This is a genomic window from Clostridium sp. UBA5712, from assembly GCF_002419845.1.
Classification (GTDB): Bacteria; Bacillota; Clostridia; order Clostridiales; family Clostridiaceae; genus Clostridium_J; species Clostridium_J sulfidigenes.
The window spans coordinates 205,289-231,670 of the sequence record NZ_DIGW01000011.1 but is presented as its reverse complement, the minus strand read 5'-3'; the positions used below and the strand labels follow the sequence as shown (position 1 = coordinate 231,670).

Genomic DNA, 26,382 nt, shown 5'->3' with positions numbered 1-26,382 from the left:
AATATAATATTATTAATAAAGTTTTTATAGGAGGATATTATGATGATAACAAGAGAGGAAGCGTTGGAACTACTTACCGAATACAATAAAGAAGGATTTCATATTCAGCATGCATTAACAGTAGAAGGTGTTATGAATTACTTTGCAAAGAAACTTGGATATGAAGATGAAGCAGAGTTTTGGTCTAGAGTTGGATTGCTTCATGATTTAGATTTTGAAATGTATCCAGAACAACATTGTAGCAAAACTCAAGAAATAATGAGACAACGTGGTCTTGATGAAAGATTAATAAGAGCAGTAGCTAGCCATGGATATGGACTTTGTGCAGAAGAACAACCGAAACCAGAACATGAGATGGAAAAAATATTATTTGCGGTAGATGAACTTACTGGTTTGATTGGTGCAGCTGCAAGAATGCGTCCATCTAGGAGTGTTATGGATATGGAACTTTCAAGTCTTAAGAAAAAGTTCAAAGATAAGAAATTTGCTGCTGGATGTTCAAGGGATGTAATTAGACAAGGAGCAGAAATCCTTGACTGGGAATTAGATAAATTATTTGAAGAAACAATTCTAGCTATGCGTTCTTGTGAGGATTTCATTAATAAGGAAATGGAATTATATAACAATTGGTAGATTATATTGGATAATTTTTATACTTATGTAACCATATGGGTAAGTAAATTTGACAAGTAAAAGTAAAAATGATATTATTATATTGTCAGTGTGTATGAAAACTCAAGACCATCTGAAGGTGGTTTTGAGTTTTTTTATAATAAGGTTTCTTACAAAGATATGAGTCGTTGGTTTATGCCATAGGTAATGATATTTTAAAAGAAAAAATATCATGAAAGAAGAATGGCTGAAAGTAAAAATTATTAAAACACTAGTTTGAAATTAGAGAGGAGACGGTCAAGAATGAATATAAAAAATGAGCAAGTTAATCATATTAAATTCGGATCAGGAGTTATAACAGAGGTAGAGGGCGATAAGATATTAGTGCAATTTCAAGATGACCTTGGAGTAAAAGCCTTCGCATATCCAGAAGCATTTAAAATGTTTCTAGAAGCAGCAAATGAGGAAGTTCAGAATAGTATATTAGAAAAATTGTATATAAAGCAAGAGCAGTCAAAAGCTGAACTAGAAGAGAAAAGAAATGAAGAAAAACAGGAAAAAGAAATACTTGAAAAAGCTGCAAAGGAAGAGAAAAAAATATTACTTGCAGAAAAGAGAGCAGCAGCAAAACTTGCAAAAGCAAAAGATGCAAGATAATCAGTAGTTTTTGATAAATATAGAGTCATTGCATAGCTTTATGATTCTAAAGATATAATAAAAACACATTAGCAGAGGCATAAGGCTATTTTATTAGCTATATGTCCCATTCTAATTTTAACATATCTTTAAGTATTTCTACCTTATCAGTTCCAATTTTCTCACATAGTGTTTGCTCTATGGCTGCCTTTTGAGATAAATTTATCTCATAACATTCTTCACCTAAGGGAGTCAACTGCAAACATTTATCCCTATTATTGTTTGTTGAATTTGTAATTTCAATTAAGCCCTTTGCTTCAAGATTTTTTACAAATTTATGAGTTGCCTGTCTAGAGATATCAACATGTTTTGTAACGTAAGATAGAGTTGGTTTTTTATTATATATTCTTGCCATGATATACCATTCAGAGTTTGAAATATGTATATCACTACTATCATTCCATGATTTTTCACATATTCTACGAAGTAGAACGTGACGCTCACTTATTAAATCAATTAAATGTAAGTTTTGTAATTCAGAATTCAATGGCTTCACTCCAATCGTTATCTTTGCTAAAATAATATACAAATAATATACATAATTCATTAAGAATTGTCAATTTAATTGACAATTTGTTTAATTTAATGTACAATGAAATTAGTCAACTTAGTTGACAAAGTACAACAAGGGAGAAATTGAAATGTTTAATATTGGAGAATTAATAATTTATTCGGCCCATGGAATTTGCCGTGTAGATGACATATTTGAACAAATAATAGGGGGTAAAAAAAGAAATTACTATAAATTGCACCCAGTGGACGATAGTTCATTAAGTATAAGTGTCCCAGTTGAGAGTGATAAGGTAGCCATGTTACAGCTTGTAAACAAAGAAGAGGCAGAAGAACTTTTAGAATCCTTTAGGGAGCCAGGTGTAGAGTGGATAGAAGCTAGTACTGAAAGAAATCAAGTATATTCTAAGGTTGTAAAGAATGGAGATCGTAAAGAAATCTCTAAGGTAATAAGTACTTTAATGAGAAAAAAGCTTAAAATTGAAGCAGAAGGAAGGAAATTTCATCAGCAAGATATCAAACTTTTATCTAATGTTCAAAGTATATTGTTTACAGAATTGGCATTCAAATTAAACACAACTTTTGAAGTAATAAATAGAAAAGTTGCTAGATTAATTAATGAAAATGACTACTAAATATGCTCATAATAGAAGTGTATGTTAAAGAGGGCTGTTTTACTCAGTAGAAGTTAAAAAAGTGAGACATAATTTAAGCTATAAGGGCTTTTGAAAGGGTAGTTGATAAAAATGAATATAAGTAATGATAGAAGTATGGCCATAGAAACAGTTATGAACCATATAGAAAAACAATTTGGAAAAGGTTCCGTAATGAAGCTTGGAGGAACCTCAACAATGGATATAGAAGCTATCCCAACAGGATGTCTTGCTTTAGATATAGCCCTTGGCGTTGGAGGAGTTCCAAAGGGTAGAATAGTGGAGATATATGGACCAGAATCTTCTGGTAAAACAACAGTAGCACTACATATAGTGGCAGAAGCTCAAAAAAGTGGTGGTGCAGCGGCGTATATCGATGCTGAACATGCTTTGGATCCATCCTATGCAAAAAAACTTGGTGTTAATACTGATGATCTGATTATTTCTCAACCTGATACTGGAGAACAAGGCCTGGAAATAGCTGAAGCGCTTGTAAGATCAAATGCTTTAGATGTCCTTGTGGTTGACTCTGTTGCTGCCCTTGTTCCAAGAGCTGAAATAGAAGGTGACATGGGGGATTCTCATATAGGATTGCAGGCAAGGTTAATGTCACAAGCCTTAAGAAAACTAACTGGATCAATTAATAAATCTAAATGTGTTGTTATATTTATAAACCAACTAAGAGAAAAAATAGGTATTATGTTTGGTAATCCTGAAACAACAACAGGTGGAAGAGCGCTGAAGTTTTATTCATCAGTTAGGCTTGATATAAGGAAAATAGATATTATAAAAGTAGGGGAAGATATTCTTGGAAGTAGAACAAGGATAAAAGTAACCAAAAATAAGGTTGCTCCGCCTTTTAAGCTAGCTGAATTCGATATAATGTACAACGAAGGAATTTCAAAGGAAGGTGCACTTATTGATATAGCAGTTAAGGAAGATATAGTTGAAAAAAGTGGAGCTTGGTTTTCTTATAAAGATGCTAGACTTGGTCAAGGAAGAGAAAATTCTAAGTTATATCTAAAAGAAAATCCTGAAATAGCTCTTGAAATAGAAAATATAATAAGAGAAAAATATAATCTTAAATTAGTAAAACAGACTAAGGAAAATGAATAAATGTTTTAAATATAAAAGAAAGGGAATCATCATATTATGGAGATTCTCTTTCTTTTATTTTCTTTACGATAAGTATATAATGGAATAATAAATAATAATTGGAAAAGCTAAATTTAGATAAACTATGTCTTAAATAATTGGAGGGATAACAATGATTGAGATACCGGAAGCTTTAACACTTGCAGGGCAGATTAACAATACAATTAGGGGAAAGAAGATTGTGAATGTTGTTGCTGCTCATAATCCACATAAGTTTGCGTGGTATCATGGAGATCCACAAAAATACCATGAAATACTTGTAGGAAAGACTATTAATATGGCAACTGCCTACGGAGGTATGGTTGAAATTAGTGCTGATAATACATCAATATTAATTGGTGATGGGGTAGGATTTAGATATAGGCGCAGTGGTGAAAAACGTCCGGTCAAACATCAACTTCTGTTAGAGTTTAATGATTCATCTGAAGTTAGTGCATCAATTCAGATGTATGGAGGAATATGGTGTTTTAATACCAAAGAAGGGTTTCCCAATAATTATTATCAGGTTACAAAGGAAAAACCATCTCCACTTTCTTATGAATTTAATGAAACTTATTTTGATAAACTGATATCCTCACAGGATTTACAGAAGCTAAGTATAAAAGCATTTCTTGCTACAGAGCAGCGAATACCTGGCCTTGGAAATGGAGTGCTACAAGATATATTATGGCAGGCTAAAATTCATCCAAAACGAAAAATTAATACATTAAAGGATGAAAATAAGGAAGTTTTATATACTTCCATTAAAACTGTTCTTTCTAAAATGACAGAACTTGGTGGAAGAGATACAGAAAAGGATCTATATGGAAACAATGGTGGATATAAAACTATGATGAGCAAAAATAGTGTAGGCTCTTCTTGTGTTTCTTGTGGTGAAATTATAAAAAAAGAAAATTATTTAGGTGGTAGCATTTATTACTGTGAGAATTGCCAGTTACTTTAACTCAATATGATAAAATTAATAATGTACTTTTATAGTTAGATATAGAAAAAGTATATAAAGGCTAGTATAAAAATTAATAAGGAGTAGAGCTTTTAATTAGATGAGGTTTTACTAAAATATATAAAATGACCTAAAAGAAGCTATAAGAAGAATTATGCTTATGGCTTCTTTTATTAAATTATATTAATAATGGAATTATAATAGTAAATTAGTACTTGTGCAAAATTGTTGACATGGAAACAAAAAGATGATAGTATTGTTTACAAGGAAACAATATGGAGGTGTTTAAAGTAGATAATATCAATATTATTATGAAAAGTTTTAAAGAAATATATGAAAAGGAAGAGATTTTAGGTAAGTTGGCTTTGGGTAGTGAATATGAAAATTATGGGGTTTCAGAAATACACTGTATAGATTTAATAGGGAAAATAGAAAATCCTAATGTTACTAAAATATCCCAAAGTATGAATATGACAAGAGGTGCTATTAGTAAGATAACTAAAAAGCTTCTTAATAGTAATCTTATTGATAAATATAAAAATCCTAATAATGATAAGGAGATATATTTCAAATTAACGGAGTCAGGTGAAGAGTTATATAAATATCATGAAATAAAGCATAAGCAATGGGAAGCAAGAAATAGGATATTTTTTAAAAATGTAGATAAGAAGGAAGAAAAAATTATAACTAATTTCTTGATTAAATTTAATAGTTATTTAGACGAACTAATAGAAACAGAAGGAGAAATATAATATGAATTTACACTTAACAGATTTTAACATTCCGGTAGAAATATTAAAGTGGGGAGACTCACAGCCGACACACCAAAGGCAACATATAGGAACTCATATAGATTGCTACAATCTATCCAATATAGAATTACCACCACAAATAGATGTTAAGGTAATAGATGCTAGGAAAATAGATATTATAGACGTTAACATATTAGAAAACTTATCAATTAAAGCAGGTTCTTTTGTAATATTTAGAACGGGTTACTTAGAAACCTATGGATATGGAAGTGATGAGTATTTTAATTCTAAGCCTAGTCCATATTTAACTAATGAGCTTATAGATAGATTATTAGACTGTAATGTAAAATTAATAGGCATTGATCTAAGTGGAATACAACATGGAAAAGATCACGTAGCAATAGATAAATATGTTGAAAATAAAGGATCCTATGTTATAGAAAATATATGTAATTTACATAAGGTTACTACAGAATTCAAGGCGAATTTAAAATGGATTCAACTAGAAGGTGCTACAGCAATAAAAGTTGAGATTGAAACTATATAAATTTATATATTATAAAGTAAAGATTAAAATTCAGAGAAAGATTAAACTTCCTCTGGATTTTATTTTTGATATTTATGTAAAAAACTATTGACAAGAATATTTGCAAGTTGTATTATTGTATTAAGATGTTAGTACAACAACACAATAATACAAGAGAGGTGATTAGATGGCATGGGAATTTAAGGACCAAAGGCCTATATATATTCAATTAATTGAGCAGATTAAACTAAAGATAATTTCAGGAGAATACAAGCCAGGACAAAAGTTTCCAACGGTAAGAGAGCTTGCTGAAGAGGCATCAGTTAATCCTAATACTATACAAAAGGCTTTAGCAGAGTTAGAACGGTCAGGGTTTGTTTATAGTCAAAGGACTAGTGGAAGATTTATCACGGAGGATATAGATATGATAAAAGAGATTAAACTGGATATAGCTAAAGACCAAGCAGTAAATTTTCTTAAGAGTATGAAAAGTTTAGGACTTAGTAATGAGGATATCATGGAATTTCTAGGGAAAATGGCAAAGGAGATGAAGTAATGGGTGAACCAATTTTTCAGTGTAAGGAATTAGTTAAAAAATATGACAATAAAGAAGCACTTAAAGGTATTAATTTAACTTTAGAAAAAGGTAAAATAGTTGGACTTTTAGGTCCTAATGGTAGTGGTAAAACGACTTTAATAAAGCTAGCTAATGGGTTGTTAAAGCCAACGTCGGGAGAAGTAAAGATAGCGGGACTTCCTCAGGGCATAGAAACTCAAAAAATAGTTTCTTACCTCCCTGAAAGAACCTATCTTAATGATTGGATGAAGGTATCTGATATTATAAATTTTTTCAAAGACTTCTATGAGGATTTTGATGAAAAGAGAGCCTATGATATGCTAAGCAAGTTAAATATTGAATCAAATGTTAAGCTTAAGACCTTATCAAAAGGAACAAAAGAAAAGGTTCAACTTATTTTAGTTATGAGTAGGCAAGCAGAGTTATACTTTTTAGATGAGCCTATTGCAGGGGTAGACCCAGCAGCAAGGGACTATATTTTAAATACTATAATAAGCAATTATAACGAAAATGCAACTGTAGTAATTTCAACTCATCTAATAGCAGATATAGAGAAAGTTCTCGATGATGTTGTTTTTATATCAAATGGAGAAATAATGCTACAAAAAAGTGTAGATGAAATAAGAGAAAGTAGCGGAAAGACAGTAGATGAATTATTTAGGGAGGTATTTAGATGCTAAGAAAATTAATAAAATATGAATTTAAGGCTACAGGCAGAATAATGCTACCTCTTTATGGAGCTTTGCTTGGATTTTCAATTATTAATAAGATATTTATTGGAACTAATATGGCTGAGGTAAATATGGATTTTTTAGGTGGAATTCCTGCCATTATAACAATGATAGGATATTTCGTAACTATGGTGGCAGTTTTTGTGGGAACACTTTTTATAACTGTACAAAGATTTTATAAAAACCTATTTGGTGATGAAGGATATTTAATGAATACTATCCCAGTAAAAAGTTCTCAAAATATAGTTAATAAATTAGTAGTATCTATGGTATGGATTATAATAAGTGGTTTCATAGCTGCAACATCTATATTTGTAATGGCCTATGAACCAGGGGTATTAAAAGAAGCAATTAGAGAATTTAAAAATATTTACTCTGAAATTGGATTAAATATTTTCGGTATAATAGAATTTACAATATTTGGAATTGTATCTTTAACTCATCAAATTATGATGCTTTATGCATCACTTTCTATAGGTCAGTTGTTTAAATCAAAAAAATTATTAGGAGGATTTGCTGGATTTATGATATTAAGTATTGCTCAACAATCAATAATAGGAATAGGTATGACTATATTAGTTGCAAGTGATAGTTTTATTTATCTATCTGCACACTATGCAATACTTTGTGGAATTATAGTTTGTTTAATTTTCTTCACAATTTTATTCTGTATAACTAACTACATTATGAAGAATAAACTTAATCTAGAATAATAAAAAAATTTAAAGCGTCAGTTTTAGTAATAAACTTAAACTGGCGCATATTTTTATGTATATACAAATAATTCATTTACCGCATCTATGCGTTCTTTTAGTATGGTTTCCTAATTATGGTCATTGGGTAGTTTATTATAATGGAAAATTTTACGATCCAGAATTCGGCCTTATGGATGAATGTGCTCCAAATGGAAGAATAGGAGCATATCTTTCAGTTTATTTAGATGAAAGGAATGAAAATGAATAAATTCTTAAAACTGCTTAACTATGATACAGAACTATAATCTAATGAACAATAGTAAGAGTATTGGTAGTATCTAATAAATTATAACAATCAGTATTGACTCTAACCAAAGGTTAGGATTTAAAATAATATTGAAAGGGGTGTGAATCTTGAAGATTGGTGAGTTTGCTAAAAGATCAGGGGTAACTGTAAAAACATTGCTTCATTATGATAAGATTGGGCTGTTACAGCCATCTTTAAAAACGCAAGCTGGTTATAGAATTTATTGTGATGAAGATTTCATCAAGCTACAACAGATTATTACTCTTAAGTTTATTGGGTTGCCACTTGAAGAAATAAAACAACTTATAAATGAAAAGAATCAAAATATAGAGAATATAATAAGTGTTCAAACAAGAGCATTAGAGGAAAAGAAGAAACATATTGAGACAGTTATTACTGCTCTAAATAAAGCCGAAAAGCAAATACAAAATAATAGTTTTTTGGAAGTTCAACAACTTATTGATATTATCAAGATAACGAATATGGAAACAAGAGCAAAACAAAGATTCAATGACGCAAGTAAACAATATGTTACGGACAGCTATCACTGGAGGTCTAAAACTGCAGAACTAATAAATGAATTGATTAAACCTAACATAAATGATATTGTACTTGATTTAGGGTGTGGAACTGGAAAGCAAATTATTGAGCTATCACGAAAAATAAAATTAGCAATTGGTGTAGATATTAGTGATGGAATGCTTAAACAAGCTAAAGAAAATATAGAAAATGAAAGAGCACATAATATTGAACTATATATAGGAACATTTGAAGAGCCTGAATTAAGTGTAGATTTACGAAAAAAATGTATTACAAAAATTATTTCTAATTATGCATTACATCATCTAACTACAATATATAAGCAAAAAGCAATAGAAAAAATGATTAATATAGGTGGAGAAAATTTGCAAAGTATTATTATTGGTGATTTAATGTTTTTTGAAAATCCTAATGATTATAAGGATGAATTTTCCTTAGTAGGATATGGACCAGAAGTAGATTTTCCATCCAGCGTGGAAGAGTTAAAAAATTGCTTTTTAAATTTTGATTTTACTGTTGAAGTACACAGATTGCATCCACTTGTAGGAGTTGTGGTTGCTAATAGAAATAAAGTGGATAATCTGTAATAATAAATAAGTTCTTATAATACGCAACAGCTATAAATCAAATAATTTCTTTAACTACTGTACATGCAGAAATAAATATTCGGTATTCTTATTAGAAGTAGTTTAAGACTATATCTAAAATCCAAATTTTAAGCAAATTAATAAAAATCCAACGGTTTAACCGGTGGATTTTTTACGCTATTCAATATTATGTTAAAACATTTAGTTAAAATTCTAATGAAGCTATTCATTTTAAAAACCAATTTTACATCTGAAAAAAATTATACTTTTAGCTAGTTCAAATATATACATAGGAATATATTAAGCTATTTATATAGATAACTATTAAACTATAAATATATGAACCTATTTAACTATTTAACTATTTGTTGTAGCCATGCGGGTTTCAGGGGTTTTCCTATTTTGAAAGTTAGATTAAGTATACCTAAATAAAAAGATGTGACAATGGAGTAAAAATGTGATTCAATATAGGAATCATATTTTAAAATATAATTGTTTAAGCATTAGATTTTATGTTAAAGTCTTAGTAACATGATTAATTTAGAAATTATTTACTAAGGGGACATAAATAAAGAGGTGAGCGTGATATTATGAAAAGTCAATGGGAAGAAAAATGGGTAGAAGATATTGAGTTTTTGAGGGAAAATCTCATAGAAAAGCATAAAAATTTATTTTTTAATATAAGTAGGGAAGAGTTTGATAGTAGGATAGATAAATTAAAGTCAATGATAGGTGACTTTGATTATGAAGAGATGAAGGTAGAGATTTCAAGGGTGATTGCCTCGATTGGAGATGCCCATACATCAGTTGCATTTCCTGCTAATAAGTATTTGCCTATTATGTTTTATTGGTTTGAGGATGGGATTTATATTATAAGAACTAGTGAAGCTTATAAGAACTTATTATTTAAGAAAGTTATAGCAATTGAGGATGTTAGCATGGATAAAATTCTTCATGAACTTTCAGAAATCATATCTTTTGAAAATGAATATTTTTTTAAGGCTCAGAGTATGAAGTATATGCAGGTTGCAGAAGTTTTATATGGATTATTGATATCAGATTCTGTGGATAATATAAAAATAACAACAGAACACAATACAGTTAAAGTTAAAACAGTTAATATTAATGAATTAAAATACTTAGATAGTCAATTACCTTTATATGCAAGAAGACCTAATGAAAATTTGTGGTATGAATATTTAGAAGATAAAGAGGAACTTTACATAAAGTATAATTATTGCAGGGAAGACGGAAATAAAACAATTAGCACAAAAATAACAGAGATTATAGACTATATAGAGAAAAATTCTATTGATAAAATCACTATAGATTTAAGAAATAATCTTGGTGGTGATTCTAGATTATTAGGATCGTTATTATGCTATATAAAGAATAATCCTAGAATTAACAATAAGGAAAGGCTAAAAATAATAATAGGAAGAGAGACTTTTTCCTCAGGATTACTTAATGCTTATGAATTCAAATTTGAGACAAACTGTGTTATTTGGGGTGAACCTTCAGGAGGAAAACCTAATTGTTATGGGGAGATATTAAGATTTGTTTTACCAAATAGTAAATTTAGTGTTAGCTACTCAACTCGATATTATAAATTGATAGATGATGATAGTATCATGTCTCTATATCCAGATAAGACCTTACATGAAAAAATTGAGGATTATATAAATTTGAGAGAGATATAAATGAATAAATAAGATATACTATTTAAAAAATGAAGAGGGCGTGTTTAGTTATCGTAGTGAAGTAATGTTAATGAAAAAAAGCCTTTACCATTGAAATTTATCCGGGCTGTTTCTTTATAAAGAGTTTAATGAAAAAATAAGAGGTTCGAAAGTATGAAAAGAAAAAAGTTATTAGAGAATATCAATATACAAATAAAGAATGGAAATCATATTATTGGTGTAGCAACAGGTACAGGAATGACGGCAAAATATGCTGAAAAGGGGGGAGCTGATTTTATTTTAGTGTTAAATTCGGGTAGATTTCGGCAAATGGGGAGAAGTTCATTGGCAGGTTATTTACCATTTTGTAATAGCAATGATATGGTAATGGACTTTGCTTCAAAAGAGATAATACCATTGGTAAAAGATATGCCTATTATATTTGGATTCAATGCAACGGACCCTCTAAAGAATATGGAAAGTTACATAGATAAAATAAAGGATATGGGCTTTTCAGGTATTAATAACTATCCTACAGTTGGACTTATAGACAGTCAGTTCGGTGAAGCTCTTGAAGAAGAAGGATGTAATTATTTAATTGAAGTAGAAGCAATAAGAATAGCCAATGAAAAAGACATGTTTACAGTTGCCTTTGTATTTAATGAATTACAGGCAGAGCAGATGATTATTGCAGGTGCTGACGTTATTTGCGTACATTTAGGTCTAACAGGAGGAGGATTGTTGGGAGCAAAAAAAGTCTTCTCACTAGAAGCTGCAAAGGTTAAAGCAGAAAAGATATTTAATAGATGTAATGAGTTAAAGCCACAGGTTATTAAATTAATATATGGTGGACCTGTAAAAACACCAATTGATGTTCAGTACATGTATAGTAATATTGAAGACTTAATGGGATATATAGGGGGATCAACATTTGAAAGAATTCCATCGGAGAAGTTCATTACAAACATAACAAAGGCTTTTAAAGTTTCAACTCAGTTAGATGAAGATGATTTAATGATTAAAATGTTAGATGGCATTACAAAGCACTATAATTATGTTGAATTTGTAAAAGAGTACGTTGCCCAAAATTATATGAATGATATTTCATTTCTAGATTTAGCCAAAGTAGCTCATATATCTAGAGGATACTTAAGCAGTTTATTTAAAAAAGAAGTTGGTTGTAGTTTTCCAGAGTATCTAGTTAAATTTCGTGTAAATAAAGCAGCAGAAATTATAAACAAAGAGAATATCCAATTGTCAGACTTAGCATCATTAGTTGGTTATAAAGATTATGTGCAGTTTAGCAAAATGTTTAAAAAGTATAAGGGATGTTCACCAAAACAATATAAATTTAGAAATATGACATAAACACAAAAATATAGTACATAGCAACGTTTACATAAAGAGATGAAAAAAGTATGATTAACTTATAAATATCATACGTTTTATAAGACGATTATCTTAGTCATTTATCTAATATTGTACAGACTAGATAAAAGAAAATTTATGTAGGGAGATTAAAGAAATGAAGACAATCGCTATTGCAGGAACATTTGACACTAAAGGCACTGAATATTTATACGTAAAAGAACTAATTGAAGGTTTGGGTTTATGTACTTTTACCATTCATACCGGTGTATTTGAGCCAGCTTTTGAACCAGATGTATCAAACAATGAAGTTGCAAAGGCAGCAGGCTCAGACATAGAAACTCTAGTTTCCAAAAAAGATAGGGCATTAGCAACAGAAGTATTATCAAAAGGCATGGAGAAGTTATTACCTGAATTATATAAACAGGGTAAGTTTGATGGTATTATATCCTTTGGTGGAACTGGAGGAACTTCATTGGTAACTCCAGCTATGAGGGCACTGCCTATAGGTGTGCCAAAGGTTATGGTTTCAACGGTTGCTTCAGGCAATACTGAACCTTATGTAGGTACCAGCGATATTATTATGATGCCTTCTGTGGTGGATGTTGCAGGTCTTAACTCGATTTCAACAAGGATCTTTACAAATGCAGTATTTGCAATTGCAGGTATGCTTAAGTTTGAAAATACAAAAGTCGTAGAGAAAAAGCCATTAGTTGCTGCAACTATGTTCGGCGTAACAACTCCATGTATAACAGCTGCAAGGGAATACCTTGAAAAGAGAGGTTATGAAGTTCTTGTATTTCATGCAACAGGTGTAGGTGGACGTTCAATGGAAGCACTTATCCATGGAGGCTTTATTGAAGGCGTATTAGACCTTACTACCACAGAATGGGCAGATGAAGTTATCGGTGGTGTTTTAAATGCAGGACCTCATCGTTTAGAGGCAGCAGGCAAAAATCAAATACCACAGGTTGTATCAGTAGGTGCCATTGATATGTGTAATTTTGGACCATATGAAACAGTTCCTGAGAAGTTTATAACACGTAACTTATATAAACATAACCCTTCAGTAACGCTTATGAGAACAAACAAAGAGGAAAATGAAGCAATTGGTATGAGACTAGTTGAAAAATTAAATCTAGCTAAAGGAAAAACAGCTTTATTCATACCTCTAAAAGGAGTATCTGCTATTGATGTAGAAGGTCAGCCTTTTTACGGTCCAGAAGAGGATGAAGTATTATTTAATATATTAAAAAATGGTGTAAACAGAAATGTTGTAGAAGTAGTAGAAATGAATTGCGCTATTAACGAAGTAGAGTTTGCAGAAGCAGCAGCACAAAAATTAATAGATATGATGAAAAAATAGTGAATAATAAATTTAAATAATAGAAGGAGGCTTTATTGATGAATACAATGACAAGAAACGAAATTATGACAAAGTTCAAAGAACAGGTTAAAAATGGGCAAACATTATTAGGTGTAGGAGCTGGTACAGGTATTACGGCTAAATTCAGTGAAGCTGGTGGAGCAGATATGCTTATAGTTTACAATTCAGGCAGATACAGAATGGCAGGAAGAGGTTCTCTCGCAGGATTACTATCCTATGGAGATGCTAATCAGATTGTAGTTGAAATGGGAGCAGAAGTACTTCCGGTTGTAAAAAATACTCCAGTTCTTGCTGGTGTTTGTGGAACTGACCCATTCAGAGTAATGGAGATTTTTCTTAAGCAATTAAAAGCACAAGGTTTTGCAGGGGTTCAAAACTTCCCTACAGTAGGGTTAATTGATGGTGTATTTAGACAGAACCTAGAAGAGACTGGAATGGGTTATGATTTAGAAGTTGAAATGATAAGAAAAGCACATGAACTGGATATGCTTACAACTCCTTATGTATTTGACCCTGATCAAGCAAGAGCAATGGCAGAAGCTGGTGCTGATATATTAGTTGCACACATGGGATTGACTACAAAAGGTACAATAGGAGCACAAACAGCACTTACACTTGATGACTGTGTAGAGAGAATTGAAGCTATTATTAAAGCGGGAAGAGAAGTTAACCCTGATATTATGATAATCTGTCATGGCGGACCTATTGCGGAGCCAGAAGATGCTGCATATGTAATAGAAAAAACAGAAGGAATTGACGGTTTCTTTGGTGCTTCAAGCATTGAAAGGTTTGCAGCGGAAAAAGGTATAAAATCACAAACAGAAGCGTTTAAAGCAATAAGTAAATAATAAATATAACATCACATCCACCACCTGTAATGGCTTAAATAGTTATTTATAGGTGGTGGTACTTTTTGCTGAGAGATGTTAACTTCTATTTATATTAGTAAAATTATTTTAAAGTAAGTGTATAGTAAATTTGATCTACAAAATGTATTGTTTACCTCAAATAAGTATGCTAAAATGTTATATATTGGTAAAAATCAAAAATGTGGAGGGTAGAGATGATGTATAAAATTTATAAAATTGACTCCAATAATTTGACAGCAGATGAAGTTGAAAACTTATATTTAATCAATAAGAATATAACAAAAAAATATAATTTTTTAGACCCATATAAAAGTAATGATGACTATAAAGCTCTATATTTATCGTCTTTTAATGGAAGTGATAATGAGCTATTTGTACTTGAAAAGAATTCTTTAATTTGTGGAATGATTAATTGTGGTAAGGCTGCTGACTGTAATGGAAATGAACAATATAAATTAAACATCACTTTATGCGATTTATCAATTGATGAACTTATGATTAAGGCTATAAATCAATTGGTTCAAGAGAAACTAGCTCAACATGGTGAAATTGTAATGGTTACATATAATTATGAATTAAATGAATTAATGAATCAATACAATAATAAGGTAAGCTTAAGGGCTAATTATTACACTTTAAAAAGAGAAGACATTGATATAGACATGCTTAATAAATTCATGAAAGAATTGGAAGCAAAAAATTCAGATCTTTCTATTAAATATACTGATATCATCTCAGAGAGCTATATCAAACAATATTGTGATTTGTTTACAGAAACTATGAAAGATATGCCGGATGTTATGGAAGAGGGGTATGTACAGTTTATTATAAATCCTGAAAAACAAAGGCAAATTAATGAGTCTAATAAGAAAAGAAATATAACTCATAATTGTTATATGATTTTTAACTCAAATAATGAAATGATTGCTAAATCAAATGTATCTGTCAATAATAACGACCCTGGTTTTCCTTACCAATTTATGATTGGAGTTAAAAGATCCTATAGGGGAAGGAATTTAGGAAAATGGCTTTATGCATCTATGTATAAGAGATTATTCGAGACTGTTAATTTTGACAGGGTGATTGTATGTCATCATCCTGCAAACAAACATGCAATTAATGTTAGTGAATGGGTTGGATATAAATTCAACTATTTAATGACAGCTCATATTTTATATAAATAACAAATATTTCACTATTATGATAGCCATCAGTTTACTAAACTGATGGCTACTATTCTTAAACCTATTGCCACAATCTCAAAGTACCTAGATTATTCATCCCAGAAATATTTTTCACGTGCATTTGTAACTTTTTATGGTATTTCACCCTATGAATATAGAAAAAAATAGTTGCCAATTTCAAAATAATAGTTGATATAATACATTAATAAAATCCTCCGAAGTAATGCTAAGAGTTTTTGTTTTGTGCTCAAATAGTTGATAGAGTCATCAAAAGTTAAAAATTTTATAAGTAAATAGGTATTTTACAATATGTAAATAAAATAAAAAGCTGAACAAATAGAAACAAAATACAATAAAGTTAAACAAAATACAACAAAATACTTTACAAGTGCAAAGAGAACTATTATAATTTAATCATAAACTAATTTTGAAAGGGTAGATTTTTATGGAAAATCAATTTTATACAATAGATAAAATCGCAGAAATATTAGGTATGCATCACAAAACTATAAGAAAATTTATAACAGAAGGGAAGCTTGGAGCAAATAAAGTTGGAAAGCAATGGAGAATTTCAGGTCATGATTTAAGTGTTTTTATGGAAAAAAATAATGTTAGTATTAATAATAAAAAGATTAGTGAAGAGTCAAATATTGATTTTGTTACTAATGGAGAAGTGAAAGATACTATAAAGCAAAAGGTAAATGTATCTACTGTTGTGGATATTAATGATGTAGATAAAGAAGAATATTTTAGAATATCAAATACTCTTATAGCACTAATGAATTGTAAAGATTCCGGAATGGAAAAATCAACAATTAATATGAAATATGATGAAAAAGTAAACAGACTAAGGGTTTTGTTATGGGGAAATGTAAGCTTTATTGAAGGTATGCTAAGTTCAATTTCTATGCTTGTGGAACAAACCAATTTATAAGGAGAGTGAATACTTTGAATTACAGAGTAGTAAACAAAAATAACAATAAATATATTGAATTTATTTCTGATTTGAGGAAACTTTCTTCAGAGCAAGATGTGCTAGATTACATATCTAAATGTATGGAAAATGACATTTATACAATAATACTGCATTCTAATGTATTATCTGAAGACTTCTTTAATCTTAAAACTGGACTCGCAGGCATGGCATTGCAAAAATTTATAAACTACAATGTAAAAGTCGCTGTTATTATTGAAGATGAAGAAAAGCTTAATGAGCGATTTAAAGAAATGATTATGGAAGCTAACAAAGGAAATCATTTCAGAACATTTAAGAATATTGCAGATGCTGAAATTTGGATTTCGAAATTATAATATAACAATGGCATGTATGTAAGTTATAACTCATATGGTTGTCATTACAAAGAGGTCTATTATGGAGAAATATTTTTCAATAGGAGAGATATCTAAACTATCTATTCTGAAAATACACATTATTTTCAGACTGTAATAAGATGTAATCTTATTACAGTTTTTTGCTTTAAAAAATTATGGTAGTCTTTTCTCTAACTATTTAATGTGCCAATATTAATGCTCTATCACACTTTTTTCAAAAGTTTGTTGCGGTGGAGGAATTATTTGATATAATAAGTAGAATAATAGATTAGGAGTGGTTTTATGCAAGTGTATTTTGATAATAGTGCCACCACTGAGCCTTATGATGAGGTAATAGATGCTGTGGTACATACAATGAAAAATAATTTTGGAAATCCTTCATCCGCTCATGGTTTAGGCCTTAAGGCAGAAATAGCTCTTAATGAATCAAGAGATAAAATAGCTAAGACTATCAATTGTACCAAGGATGAAATAATATTTACTTCTGGTGGAAGTGAAAGCAATAATTTTTTAGTAAAAGGTTTTACTGGGGTAGGTGCGCACATAATAACTAGTGAAATTGAACATCCTAGCGTACTTAATACCTTCAGGGATTTGGAGGCAGCAGGGACTAAGGTTACTTATTTAAAGGTTGATAATAAGGGTCGTATATCTCTAGAAGAATTAAAAAACAGCATAAATAGTGACACTAGATTAGTGAGCATAATCCATGTTAATAATGAGCTGGGAGTTGTACAGGATATAGAAGCTATAGGGACATTAATAAAAGGAAAAAGTCCTAGAGTTAAGTTCCATGTAGATGCGGTCCAAAGCTATGGAAAGTTTAAAATAGATGTAAAAAGAGCTCAAATAGATTTGTTATCCGTCAGTGGACATAAAATTCATGGTCCTAGAGGAGTTGGTTTTTCTTACATAAAAAAAGGATTTAATCCTAAGGCTTTAATAAGCGGTGGTGGACAGGAGAGAAACTTTAGATCAGGCACAGAAAATTTACCAGGTATTATAGGCTTTGTAAAGGCTTCAGATATTATATATAATAATGTTCAACTTAATTATTCAAAGGTAAGTGAGCTTAAAGAATATTTTATAGAAAGACTTAGAGATATAAAAGATATAGTGATAAACAGTCCTTGTGAGGATTGCTTCAGTCCTTATATTTTAAGTGTTTCATTTAAAGGTGTAAGAGGCGAAGTACTACTACATCTTTTAGAGGAAAAGGGAATATATGTATCTACTGGTTCTGCCTGTTCCGCAAAGAAACAAGGAGATAGCCATGTGCTTAAAGCTATAGGCCTTAATACTCAGGAAACAAAGGGAACCATAAGGTTTAGCTTTAATGAGTTTAATACAAAAGAAGAAGTAGATTACACTATAGAAGTACTAGAAAAAAGTTTGAAATTTTTAAGGAGAAAATAATATGAGAAAACTATTACTTATTAAATATGCATCGGAAATTTTTTTAAAGGGATTAAATAGAAGAATCTTTGAAAAAAAGCTAATGAAGAATATAGATTCAGTACTTAAGGGATGTAGCTATGAATTTATAAGCGATCAAGGAAGGTGGTTCCTCTATAGTGAAGATTTGGAGGAGGTAATGTCAAAAGTAAAAAGGGTTTTTGGCGTTTCTGAAGTTTGTTTAGTTACTGAAGTAGAACCTACCATGGAAGCTATCAGTGCTCAAGCGGTTGTGGAAGCTGAGGATTTTGGAGAAACTACCTTCAAGGTTCAAAGTAATCGAGCAAATAAAGCCTTCCCTCTAAATTCTATGGAGATGAGTCGTGAAATTGGTGCTGTAGTATTAAACGCTGTAGAAGGATTAAGGGTAGATGTTCATAAACCACAAAGAATAATAAATGTGGAAGTAAGAAAAAGGGCATATGTATATTCTAAAAGGGTAAAAGCTGTTGGAGGAATGCCTTACGGCACAAATGGTAGTACTATGCTTATGCTTTCTGGTGGTATAGATTCTCCTGTTGCTGGATATTTGATGGCAAGACGTGGGGTAGAATTAAACGCTATTTATTTCCACAGCCATCCTTACACTAGTGAAAGAGCTAAAGAAAAGGTAAAGGACTTGGCAAGATTACTAAAGGGCTACACTGGGAAAATCAATCTTTACGTGGCACCTTTCACTGATATTCAAATGGATATAATAGAAAAATGCCCTGAGAATGAGCTTACTATAATAATGAGAAAATTTATGATGAGAGTTGCCTGTGCTGTAGCGGAAAAATATAATATAAACTCTGTAACCACCGGGGAAAGTATAGGCCAGGTAGCAAGTCAAACTATGGAGGGACTAATGGTCAGCAATGACGTGGCAGATAGGCCAGTGTTTAGACCTCTTATCGCCATGGATAAAATAGATATCATGGATATATCTAGAGATATTGGAACCTATGAAACATCTATACTTCCTTATGAAGACTGCTGTACAATATTTGTACCAAAGCATCCAAAAATAAAACCTAGAGTGGACTTAATAAGAAATTCTGAAAGTATACTGGATATAGATAGACTTGTTCAAGAATGTATAGATAATATGGAGATATACAACGATCTTTAATAATTGATGCCTAAATAAATAAAAGGATGCAGTAATTCTAAACTGCATCTTTTTTTAGATGAAAATTTGGCTAAACATAGTCAAATGTTGTTATATAATTAGAAATATCAAAACACATATGGAATGCTGTTGCTGCAAGTTTAATAAAATATCTATTATATAGTAATATTTCTATCCCAATGTCTATGAGCTGAAATATCAGTTATGAATTTATTTGTAAACTTATCCTTAGAATCCCCAACTGTAACTCCATGTTGATCTTTCATCTCTGGCTTTAATAGCATAGTCATTGATTGTGAAACTAAAATTGGCTTGAAATGCTTATAGGTTTCTTCGATAAACATCTTAGTGCGCATTTTGAAGTCAGGGTCAACATTGCCTGAGCCAAGAACGCAGATAGCATCAAACAGTACGGGGTCTGCAGATAGCAAGGAATGTTTAGGTAGCTGACTTGTGCCATCAGAACCCTTTATTGGGCTTAAGTTACAACCTATTATTTCTGGCATAGTTTTTGCTGCGTTTAAAGCTTTTATCATTGTGTTAAATTCATCTGAATTATATCCTTCTGATAATATTATTCCAACTTTTAATGTATCCGATTTTTTAATAGTATTTTCTTGACTCAGTGCTGGTGATACTTTGTTATATTTTGATGCTTCACCTTTAGGAAGGTTAGCTCCGAGATATTGTGCTACTTGAGTCATCATGTTAATATTTACATTACCAAACATATCAATTATTTGTTGCCTAATATCTTTATTGTTTACCTTAGAAAGTTCAAATTTAAATGCATCAATGATATGCTTTTTCTCCACATCACTCATGCTATTATAAAACATTGCTGCTTGAGAAAAATGATCTTCAAAACTTTTACTTCGTGAGCGAACTATATTTCCTTCTACCTTTTCTTGGTAATTAGCAAAACCACCTTGGTCTTCACCTAGGGTTTTAGGAGTGTTGTTAGATAATGAATTATTATGGTAGCTCACATTAGTAGTATTTATTGTCTGCCTTGAATGTCCATCTCTTTGATTATTATGGACGGTGACTACAGGTCTGTTTATAGGAATCTCATGGAAGTTAGGTCCACCTAGTCTTGTAAGTTGAGTATCTGTATATGAGAATAACCTACCTTGGAGTAGTGGATCATTTGTAAAATCAATTCCTGGAACTAAATGACCGGGGTGAAATGCCACTTGTTCAACTTCTGCAAAGAAATTATCTACATTTTTATTTAAGGTTATTTTTCCTATAATCTTTACTGGAATATCCTCTTCTGGCCAAATTTTTGTAGGATCCAGTATGTCAAAATCTAAACTGAATTCTTTATCTTCTGGCAATAATTGTACACCTACTTCATATTCCGGATAATTGCCTGTATTGATAGCTTCTTGCAAGTCCTTTCTATTGAAATCTGGATCCTTTCCAGCTATTTTTTGAGTTTCATCCCAAACTAAAGAATGGACTCCAAGGGCAGGTTTAAAATGCACTTTAAAGAAAGTAGATTTACCACTTTCATTAATAAATCTAAAGGTATGTATGCCAAAGCCTTCCATCATACGGTAACTTTTCGGAATTGCTCTATCGGACATAGCCCACATAACAGTATGAGCAGATTCCTGATTATTTGCAACAAAGTCCCAAAAGGTATCGTGAGCACTAGAGGCTTGAGGAACTTCCGTATCTGGCTCAGGTTTCACTGCATGAACAAAATCAGGGAATTTAATTGCATCTTGAATAAAGAAAACAGGAATATTATTTGCAACTATATCATAATTGCCTTCTTGAGTATAAAACTTTACTGCAAAACCTCTTATATCTCTAACTGTATCTGCAGAGCCTCTAAATCCAGCTACTGTAGAGAATCTTACAAATATAGGAGTTTTTATAGAAGGATCTTGTAAAAATCCTGCTTTAGTATATTCCTTCATTGATTCATATAATTGAAATTCTCCGTGTGCTCCAGTACCTCGTGCATGGACAACTCTTTCTGGAATCCTTTCATGGTCAAAATGAGTAATTTTTTCTCTGAAATGGAAATCTTCCATTAAAGTTGGCCCTCTATCCCCAGCCTTTAATGAAAACTCATCCTGTGACATTGTAAGACCTTGATTTGTAGTAAGATTTTTTCCTTGGTTATCCACTTTAAATTCATCTAGTTGTTTCTCTTTTGCATTTTTTATCTGGTTATTTTCATTGTTGTTTTGATTTCCCATGGTATTCTCCTTTCAAAGTATCAACTTTAAAGTTAAAAATGTTGTTTACTATAATATTGTCAACTAAAAAGTATTTATACTACTAAGTGATAACTAAGTTTTATTATATTGAATTTGTGCATTATGATATGTTTTTTAAACAGAGTTTTAATAAAAGGTTTTGATTACCTTATAAGTTAATTGTTGTGTAATAGCTTGTGTAAGAATGTTATAATATATTTAGTAAATATTTTTCATGCTGAAGGGCAGGGTGTCTATGGGAAATACTAAGGATTTTGATAAGGTTTATAAATATTATGATAAGTTTATGGCTACTTTTAACTTATATAAGATTAAAGATATAGAAGATGCAGCCGGTATTAATGAGGATGAAGTGGTTGTAGATATAGGGGGAGGCACTGGCTTTTTGGCTAATCATATTTGTAATAGCTGTAACACTGTATATGTCCTTGATGAAAGTGAGAAGATGCTTTCAAGAGTAGAGGAAAGAGGTAATGTTAAAGTTATAAAAGGTAATGCTTTAAGTACGCCATTTCACAGCGGTTCTATAGATACAGTTATAATGAGTGATGTTTTTCATCATATCAAAGAACAAGAGGAGCTCATTGCTGAAATAAGTAGGATACTAAAGGATAGTGGAAAAATAGTTATTATGGATTTCCATAAAAATCATATAAGAACCAGGTTGTTAAGATTATTTGAATTTATTCTCTTTGGAAGATTGTTTTTTAGAACTAAAGATGAAATTAAGGTTTTGCTTGAAGAACATTTTCATATAAGTAAAGTTTATGATAAGGGCTATTATTTTATATTTGTAGGTGAGAAAATATGATAAATAAAATGGTATTTTACTTAAAGGTTGGCTATAAACTCTTTAAAAAAGAAGTTGTAAGCAAAGAAGATTATAGAGCAGAGTATGATAAAGTTTCTGATACCTATAATCATTGGCTCGAAGAAATGGGAACACATTCTGATAATATTATTCATTCAAAGTATATAGATCCAAATAAGGAATTGAAAATACTAGATTTTGCTTGTGGAACAGGATATATAACTAAGGGTCTTTTAGATAAATCTGAAAAATATAAAATCACAGCTGTAGACCAATCAAGTAAAATGCTTGAGAAGTTAAACGCTGTTAATAAGGATAAGGTTACTATTATTAATAGTGATGGTATTGAATTTTTGAAAAAATCTAATGAAAAATTTGATGTGATATTTTTTGGTTGGGCACTTTCTTATTTCAATCATCATGAATTATTTAAGCTCTTTAATAATGCTTTAAAACCCCAGGGTATATTAGCTATAATTACAAATGTTCATGGAACTTTAGATAAGATAGAAGAAATATTTCTAGAAGTAATGAGAGAGAAGGAAAAGGAAGTAATTAAACCTATGGATATAAGATTAAATTTACCAAAGGGGAAGAAAGGCTTAGTTAAATGGTGCAGGCAGTACAATTTTAAGGTTTTAGAAGTAGATGAAGGTGAAGTGTTTTTTAGATTTAAGGAGCCAGAGGAACTTATGGAGTGGTTAAATATAACTGGTGCATTGGCAGGCACTAAGAAGATCTTTAATGATTATAATGAAGTTGAACCTCTTATAGTGGAAAAAATAAAGAAAGAGAAATATAAAAATGAAGATTATGAAATAAATCATAAATTTGCCTATGGGGTATTTAGAAAGGAATAGAAATGGATGAGCATAAATAATTTAAAAATCATGTCTCAAATGGCTATTGATAAAAATGTTATAAGGAGTATATTTGACATTTACAATATTCTAAGGGAAGATAAGCAGTTTAATCTATTAAAATATATAAAAATGATGAGAAGTTTTATAAAGGGTGAAAAACTAGTGAAGCATGAGGACAAGTATATACTGAGTACATTTTTACCACCCTTTCCATCTAAGTCCTTTGTACAAAATGTACTAGCAGTTGATGGGTCTAAAAACATATTTACAAAGCAAATCTATGCAGAGAGAACTGCACCTATTTCTATGTATTTATGTATAACACATAAATGTCCTAATAATTGTGTTTATTGTAGTGCAAAAAGTAGACAATTAGGAGAAGAGTTAACAAAGGAACAATGGATTAAGGTTATACAGGAGCTTCAAGAAATGTGCACTCCTATTATTGGAATTACAGGAGGAGAGCCCATGGCACGTGAAGATATATTTGATATAGTAAGAAGTATAGATAATAGAAGTACATCTATTTTATTTACCAGTGGTTTTAATCTAAGCTATGAAAAAGCAAAAAAGTTAAAGGATAGTGGTCTATTTGGCATTGGAATAAGTTTAGATTCTTATGAAAAAGATGTACACAATAAAAATAGAAATAATGAAAATGCCTTTGATTATGCTATTGAAGCTCTTAGAAATGCAAATAAAGCAGGGTTATATGTAATGGCACAAACCGTTATATTGAAAGAAAATCTTGATGAGGAAGAGTTATTTAAGTTATTTAAATTTGCTAAGGATAATGGGGCCCATGAAGTTAAGATACTTGAACCTATCCTAAGTGGCAATCTTTTAACAGAAAAACAATTAAGTAGTGTAATGTATAGTGAAAGTGATAGAGAAAAGCTTATAAAATTGCAACATAAGGCAAATAAAAGAAGTGATTTACCTAAGATAAGTACCTTTGCTTATACAGAAAGTGAATTAAAATTTGGTTGTGGAGCAGGAAATCAACATTCCTATATAAGTGCTTCGGGAGAATTATATCCCTGTGATTTTGTACCTATGAACTTTGGAAATGTAAAAAAAGAATCTGTAAAAAAACTATGGATTGAAATGAAAAATCATATAGGCAAGCCTAAAATTGGATGCTTTGCTCAAAAAGTAAATAGGGAAGTATTTAAGCAATCAGAAGGGATACTTCCACTTAATAAGGAAAAGGCAATAAATATCTGTAATAAGAATAAAAGTAATAGATATCCTAAATATTATAGGGATTTATAATAAGGAAATTAAAGGGGCTTTTGAAAAGCTCCTTTAACATGTTTTATAAATATTTTGAAGGATTATCTAAAATCTCTTGAATTACACTAAAATATTGTCCTACATGTAAGCCATCAACTAAGGCGTGGTGTACCTGAACAGACAGTGGCAACTTAACTTTACCATTTTCTTCAAAGTATTTACCCCAGGCTATTCTTGGAATACTGTCAACAGGATTCATCTGAATTGGGTGGGCTACACCAGTAAATGAAACCCAAGGAATACTGGTCATATATAAGAGATCATCACAATCAGATTCATCTTTAATAATGATATTATTTTTTATTTTATCTATTTCTTCAGATGCACTAATTTTAAAATCATTGAACTCATTTATGAATTTTGCTCTACAAAAACTAAATACTTCATCTTGTACCATTACAGTAAAAGCAGGGTTTATATATTCATGCTCAACTACCTTATCTTCTCTTATCCTATATCTAAATTCTTTTATATCATTGGCTGCTTTTGTAGCTACATATACAAAGGATATAAAAAATGGGATTTCATTTTCTTTAATATAACTATAAAATTTTGTAATATCTACATTACCGCAAATATTAAAATGTGGGTAATTAAAGCTCTTAAAAAAATTATAGTGGTCTTTTCTTTTCCAGTTTTCTATATCTATAAATTTCATTAATATATCACTCTCCATAAAAATAGTAAATTCCCTGATAAAATACCGCAATTTCCATTTTGTAAAATTAGCATTATGAACACTTAAAAATCTCATAGTTAACTTTTAAACTAAATTACAATGCATAACATTACAATTATATCATTTATACCACTAAGTTTAAATTGAGAAGTTAGACTTAAATATAATTCATAAATAAAAAAGATTCTATATTAAATATAGAATCTTTTTATGGTTGCGGGAGCAGGACTTGAACCTACGACCTTCGGGTTATGAGCCCGACGAGCTGCCAACTGCTCCATCCCGCGATATTAAGTTCTTAAGAGATTTCCTTAAGCTTCTTATTCAGTATAGTATTAATAGTGAGATAAGTCAATGGTATTAGCAAAAGAAATATTATATTTTTACGTGTATAATTTAATGAAGATATTTCATTAAGATTTATACATCTAAATAGCCATATTTAAAGGGGAGAAGGGCATGTTAGATTCATTAATAAAATCATCATTTATATTAGTACCATTGATGTTAAGTATGATAGTTTACCATAACTTTGATAAGGAATATGCCATAACTGATAAAATTAGTGCAAAAATAAAAATGGACAAGAAATGGCAACCTTTTTTAGTAGTATGTTCTGCTTTTGTATTGCAGATAATTATTGGAATTATAGGTATATATTGATAGATATTCCTACTAATGTATTCTTCATATTTAGTGGTTTGATAACGGGGATAGCAACAGGGTTTTCAAATAAACTTCAAAATCAAATTAAAGACAAAGAAATATAAAATAATTTAAATTTATATAAGTGTACCATATGAAGTGTTAAGAGATACATTGAGTAA

At 30.5% G+C, this 26,382-nt stretch carries 29 protein-coding genes and 1 tRNA gene; 26 read left to right on the top strand and 4 right to left on the bottom strand.

Annotated features, from left to right (window positions below; translation table 11 throughout):
- The first annotated feature begins 42 nt into the window (after window positions 1-42).
- Window positions 43-633, top strand: a complete 591-nt coding sequence (locus B3B03_RS07385) for an HDIG domain-containing metalloprotein (RefSeq protein WP_346877185.1) — start codon at window positions 43-45, stop codon at window positions 631-633.
- Between the two features lie 282 nt (window positions 634-915).
- Window positions 916-1,269 carry a hypothetical protein gene (locus tag B3B03_RS07380; protein WP_346876883.1) on the top strand — a complete coding sequence of 118 codons (354 nt, stop codon included), beginning with the start codon at window positions 916-918 and terminating at the stop codon, window positions 1,267-1,269.
- Window positions 1,270-1,366: 97 nt separating this feature from the next.
- Here the strand turns inward: B3B03_RS07380 and B3B03_RS07375 are convergent, their stop codons facing one another.
- Entirely contained in the window at window positions 1,367-1,795 is a 429-nt protein-coding gene (locus B3B03_RS07375) for a MarR family winged helix-turn-helix transcriptional regulator (RefSeq protein WP_346846664.1), read from the bottom strand.
- 154 nt (window positions 1,796-1,949) lie between these two features.
- Between B3B03_RS07375 and B3B03_RS07370 the strand changes: the two genes are divergently transcribed.
- The 20 genes from B3B03_RS07370 (at window position 1,950) to thiI (ending at window position 19,669) form a co-directional block, all read left to right on the top strand.
- Window positions 1,950-2,453 carry a CarD family transcriptional regulator gene (locus B3B03_RS07370; RefSeq protein ID WP_346876882.1) on the top strand — a complete coding sequence of 168 codons (504 nt, stop codon included), beginning with the start codon at window positions 1,950-1,952 and terminating at the stop codon, window positions 2,451-2,453.
- A gap of 111 nt (window positions 2,454-2,564) precedes the next feature.
- Window positions 2,565-3,587, top strand: coding sequence for a recombinase RecA (gene recA, locus B3B03_RS07365; RefSeq protein ID WP_346846666.1), 1,023 nt, complete (start codon window positions 2,565-2,567; stop codon window positions 3,585-3,587).
- Window positions 3,588-3,738: 151 nt separating this feature from the next.
- Complete coding sequence (locus B3B03_RS07360; RefSeq protein WP_346876881.1) at window positions 3,739-4,569, top strand: endonuclease VIII; 831 nt, start codon at window positions 3,739-3,741, stop codon at window positions 4,567-4,569.
- 281 nt (window positions 4,570-4,850) lie between these two features.
- A complete protein-coding gene (locus tag B3B03_RS07355; protein WP_346877184.1) occupies window positions 4,851-5,321 on the top strand; it encodes a MarR family transcriptional regulator in 471 nt (156 codons plus the stop codon).
- 1 nt (window position 5,322) lies between these two features.
- On the top strand, window positions 5,323-5,868 hold the full coding sequence (locus B3B03_RS07350) for a cyclase family protein (protein WP_346846668.1): 546 nt from the start codon (window positions 5,323-5,325) through the stop codon (window positions 5,866-5,868).
- Window positions 5,869-6,034: 166 nt separating this feature from the next.
- Window positions 6,035-6,403: a GntR family transcriptional regulator gene (locus B3B03_RS07345; protein WP_035135482.1), complete on the top strand. Its 369-nt coding sequence runs from the start codon at window positions 6,035-6,037 to the stop codon at window positions 6,401-6,403.
- A complete protein-coding gene (locus B3B03_RS07340; RefSeq protein WP_035135480.1) occupies window positions 6,403-7,104 on the top strand; it encodes an ABC transporter ATP-binding protein in 702 nt (233 codons plus the stop codon). Before B3B03_RS07345 ends, B3B03_RS07340 begins: the two co-directional genes overlap by 1 nt.
- Entirely contained in the window at window positions 7,098-7,868 is a 771-nt protein-coding gene (locus B3B03_RS07335) for an ABC transporter permease (RefSeq protein WP_346876880.1), read from the top strand. The genes B3B03_RS07340 and B3B03_RS07335 overlap by 7 nt, the downstream gene beginning before the upstream one ends.
- Window positions 7,869-7,923: 55 nt before the next feature.
- On the top strand, window positions 7,924-8,118 hold the full coding sequence (locus tag B3B03_RS07330; protein ID WP_346846671.1) for a hypothetical protein: 195 nt from the start codon (window positions 7,924-7,926) through the stop codon (window positions 8,116-8,118).
- Between the two features lie 146 nt (window positions 8,119-8,264).
- Window positions 8,265-9,284, top strand: a complete 1,020-nt coding sequence (locus B3B03_RS07325) for a MerR family transcriptional regulator (protein ID WP_346876879.1) — start codon at window positions 8,265-8,267, stop codon at window positions 9,282-9,284.
- A 590-nt stretch (window positions 9,285-9,874) separates the two neighbouring features.
- Window positions 9,875-10,984 (top strand): peptidase S41, encoded by a 1,110-nt coding sequence (locus B3B03_RS07320; RefSeq protein WP_346876878.1) that lies wholly within the window; start codon window positions 9,875-9,877, stop codon window positions 10,982-10,984.
- Window positions 10,985-11,137: 153 nt separating this feature from the next.
- Window positions 11,138-12,331 (top strand): phosphoenolpyruvate hydrolase family protein, encoded by a 1,194-nt coding sequence (locus B3B03_RS07315; RefSeq protein WP_346846674.1) that lies wholly within the window; start codon window positions 11,138-11,140, stop codon window positions 12,329-12,331.
- A 157-nt stretch (window positions 12,332-12,488) separates the two neighbouring features.
- Window positions 12,489-13,697 carry a Tm-1-like ATP-binding domain-containing protein gene (locus B3B03_RS07310; RefSeq protein WP_346846675.1) on the top strand — a complete coding sequence of 403 codons (1,209 nt, stop codon included), beginning with the start codon at window positions 12,489-12,491 and terminating at the stop codon, window positions 13,695-13,697.
- A gap of 38 nt (window positions 13,698-13,735) precedes the next feature.
- Window positions 13,736-14,566 (top strand): phosphoenolpyruvate hydrolase family protein, encoded by an 831-nt coding sequence (locus tag B3B03_RS07305; RefSeq protein ID WP_346876877.1) that lies wholly within the window; start codon window positions 13,736-13,738, stop codon window positions 14,564-14,566.
- A 215-nt stretch (window positions 14,567-14,781) separates the two neighbouring features.
- Window positions 14,782-15,771: a GNAT family N-acetyltransferase gene (locus tag B3B03_RS07300; RefSeq protein WP_346876876.1), complete on the top strand. Its 990-nt coding sequence runs from the start codon at window positions 14,782-14,784 to the stop codon at window positions 15,769-15,771.
- Window positions 15,772-15,813: 42 nt separating this feature from the next.
- Window positions 15,814-15,939 carry a hypothetical protein gene (locus B3B03_RS18045; RefSeq protein ID WP_414632272.1) on the top strand — a complete coding sequence of 42 codons (126 nt, stop codon included), beginning with the start codon at window positions 15,814-15,816 and terminating at the stop codon, window positions 15,937-15,939.
- Between the two features lie 277 nt (window positions 15,940-16,216).
- Window positions 16,217-16,705 carry a helix-turn-helix domain-containing protein gene (locus B3B03_RS07295; RefSeq protein WP_346846678.1) on the top strand — a complete coding sequence of 163 codons (489 nt, stop codon included), beginning with the start codon at window positions 16,217-16,219 and terminating at the stop codon, window positions 16,703-16,705.
- A 14-nt stretch (window positions 16,706-16,719) separates the two neighbouring features.
- Window positions 16,720-17,082: a DUF4180 domain-containing protein gene (locus tag B3B03_RS07290; protein ID WP_346876875.1), complete on the top strand. Its 363-nt coding sequence runs from the start codon at window positions 16,720-16,722 to the stop codon at window positions 17,080-17,082.
- Window positions 17,083-17,385: 303 nt separating this feature from the next.
- The gene (locus B3B03_RS07285) at window positions 17,386-18,519 is read left to right on the top strand and encodes a cysteine desulfurase family protein (protein WP_346846680.1); all 1,134 of its coding nucleotides are present in this window, start codon (window positions 17,386-17,388) and stop codon (window positions 18,517-18,519) included.
- 1 nt (window position 18,520) lies between these two features.
- On the top strand, window positions 18,521-19,669 hold the full coding sequence (thiI, locus tag B3B03_RS07280) for a tRNA uracil 4-sulfurtransferase ThiI (protein ID WP_346876874.1): 1,149 nt from the start codon (window positions 18,521-18,523) through the stop codon (window positions 19,667-19,669).
- Window positions 19,670-19,824: 155 nt separating this feature from the next.
- Here the strand turns inward: thiI and B3B03_RS07275 are convergent, their stop codons facing one another.
- A complete protein-coding gene (locus B3B03_RS07275) occupies window positions 19,825-21,885 on the bottom strand; it encodes a catalase (RefSeq protein WP_346876873.1) in 2,061 nt (686 codons plus the stop codon).
- Between the two features lie 256 nt (window positions 21,886-22,141).
- Here B3B03_RS07275 and B3B03_RS07270 point away from each other — a divergent pair, with 256 nt between their 5' ends.
- From B3B03_RS07270 to B3B03_RS07260, 3 genes are read left to right on the top strand one after another with little or no spacing between them, the layout of a single operon-like run.
- Complete coding sequence (locus tag B3B03_RS07270) at window positions 22,142-22,717, top strand: class I SAM-dependent methyltransferase (RefSeq protein WP_346846683.1); 576 nt, start codon at window positions 22,142-22,144, stop codon at window positions 22,715-22,717.
- On the top strand, window positions 22,714-23,577 hold the full coding sequence (locus B3B03_RS07265; protein ID WP_346846684.1) for a methyltransferase domain-containing protein: 864 nt from the start codon (window positions 22,714-22,716) through the stop codon (window positions 23,575-23,577). The genes B3B03_RS07270 and B3B03_RS07265 overlap by 4 nt, the downstream gene beginning before the upstream one ends.
- 39 nt (window positions 23,578-23,616) lie before the next feature.
- On the top strand, window positions 23,617-24,855 hold the full coding sequence (locus B3B03_RS07260) for a radical SAM protein (protein WP_346876872.1): 1,239 nt from the start codon (window positions 23,617-23,619) through the stop codon (window positions 24,853-24,855).
- A 43-nt stretch (window positions 24,856-24,898) separates the two neighbouring features.
- On the opposite strand, the gene B3B03_RS07255 is transcribed toward B3B03_RS07260, so the two are convergent.
- The gene (locus B3B03_RS07255; RefSeq protein ID WP_346846906.1) at window positions 24,899-25,534 is read right to left on the bottom strand and encodes a chloramphenicol acetyltransferase; all 636 of its coding nucleotides are present in this window, start codon (window positions 25,532-25,534) and stop codon (window positions 24,899-24,901) included.
- 232 nt (window positions 25,535-25,766) lie between these two features.
- Window positions 25,767-25,842: transfer RNA gene (locus tag B3B03_RS07250), tRNA-Met, on the bottom strand.
- A 172-nt stretch (window positions 25,843-26,014) separates the two neighbouring features.
- Here B3B03_RS07250 and B3B03_RS07245 point away from each other — a divergent pair.
- Window positions 26,015-26,218 carry a hypothetical protein gene (locus B3B03_RS07245; protein WP_346876871.1) on the top strand — a complete coding sequence of 68 codons (204 nt, stop codon included), beginning with the start codon at window positions 26,015-26,017 and terminating at the stop codon, window positions 26,216-26,218.
- Window positions 26,219-26,382: the final 164 nt, after the last annotated feature.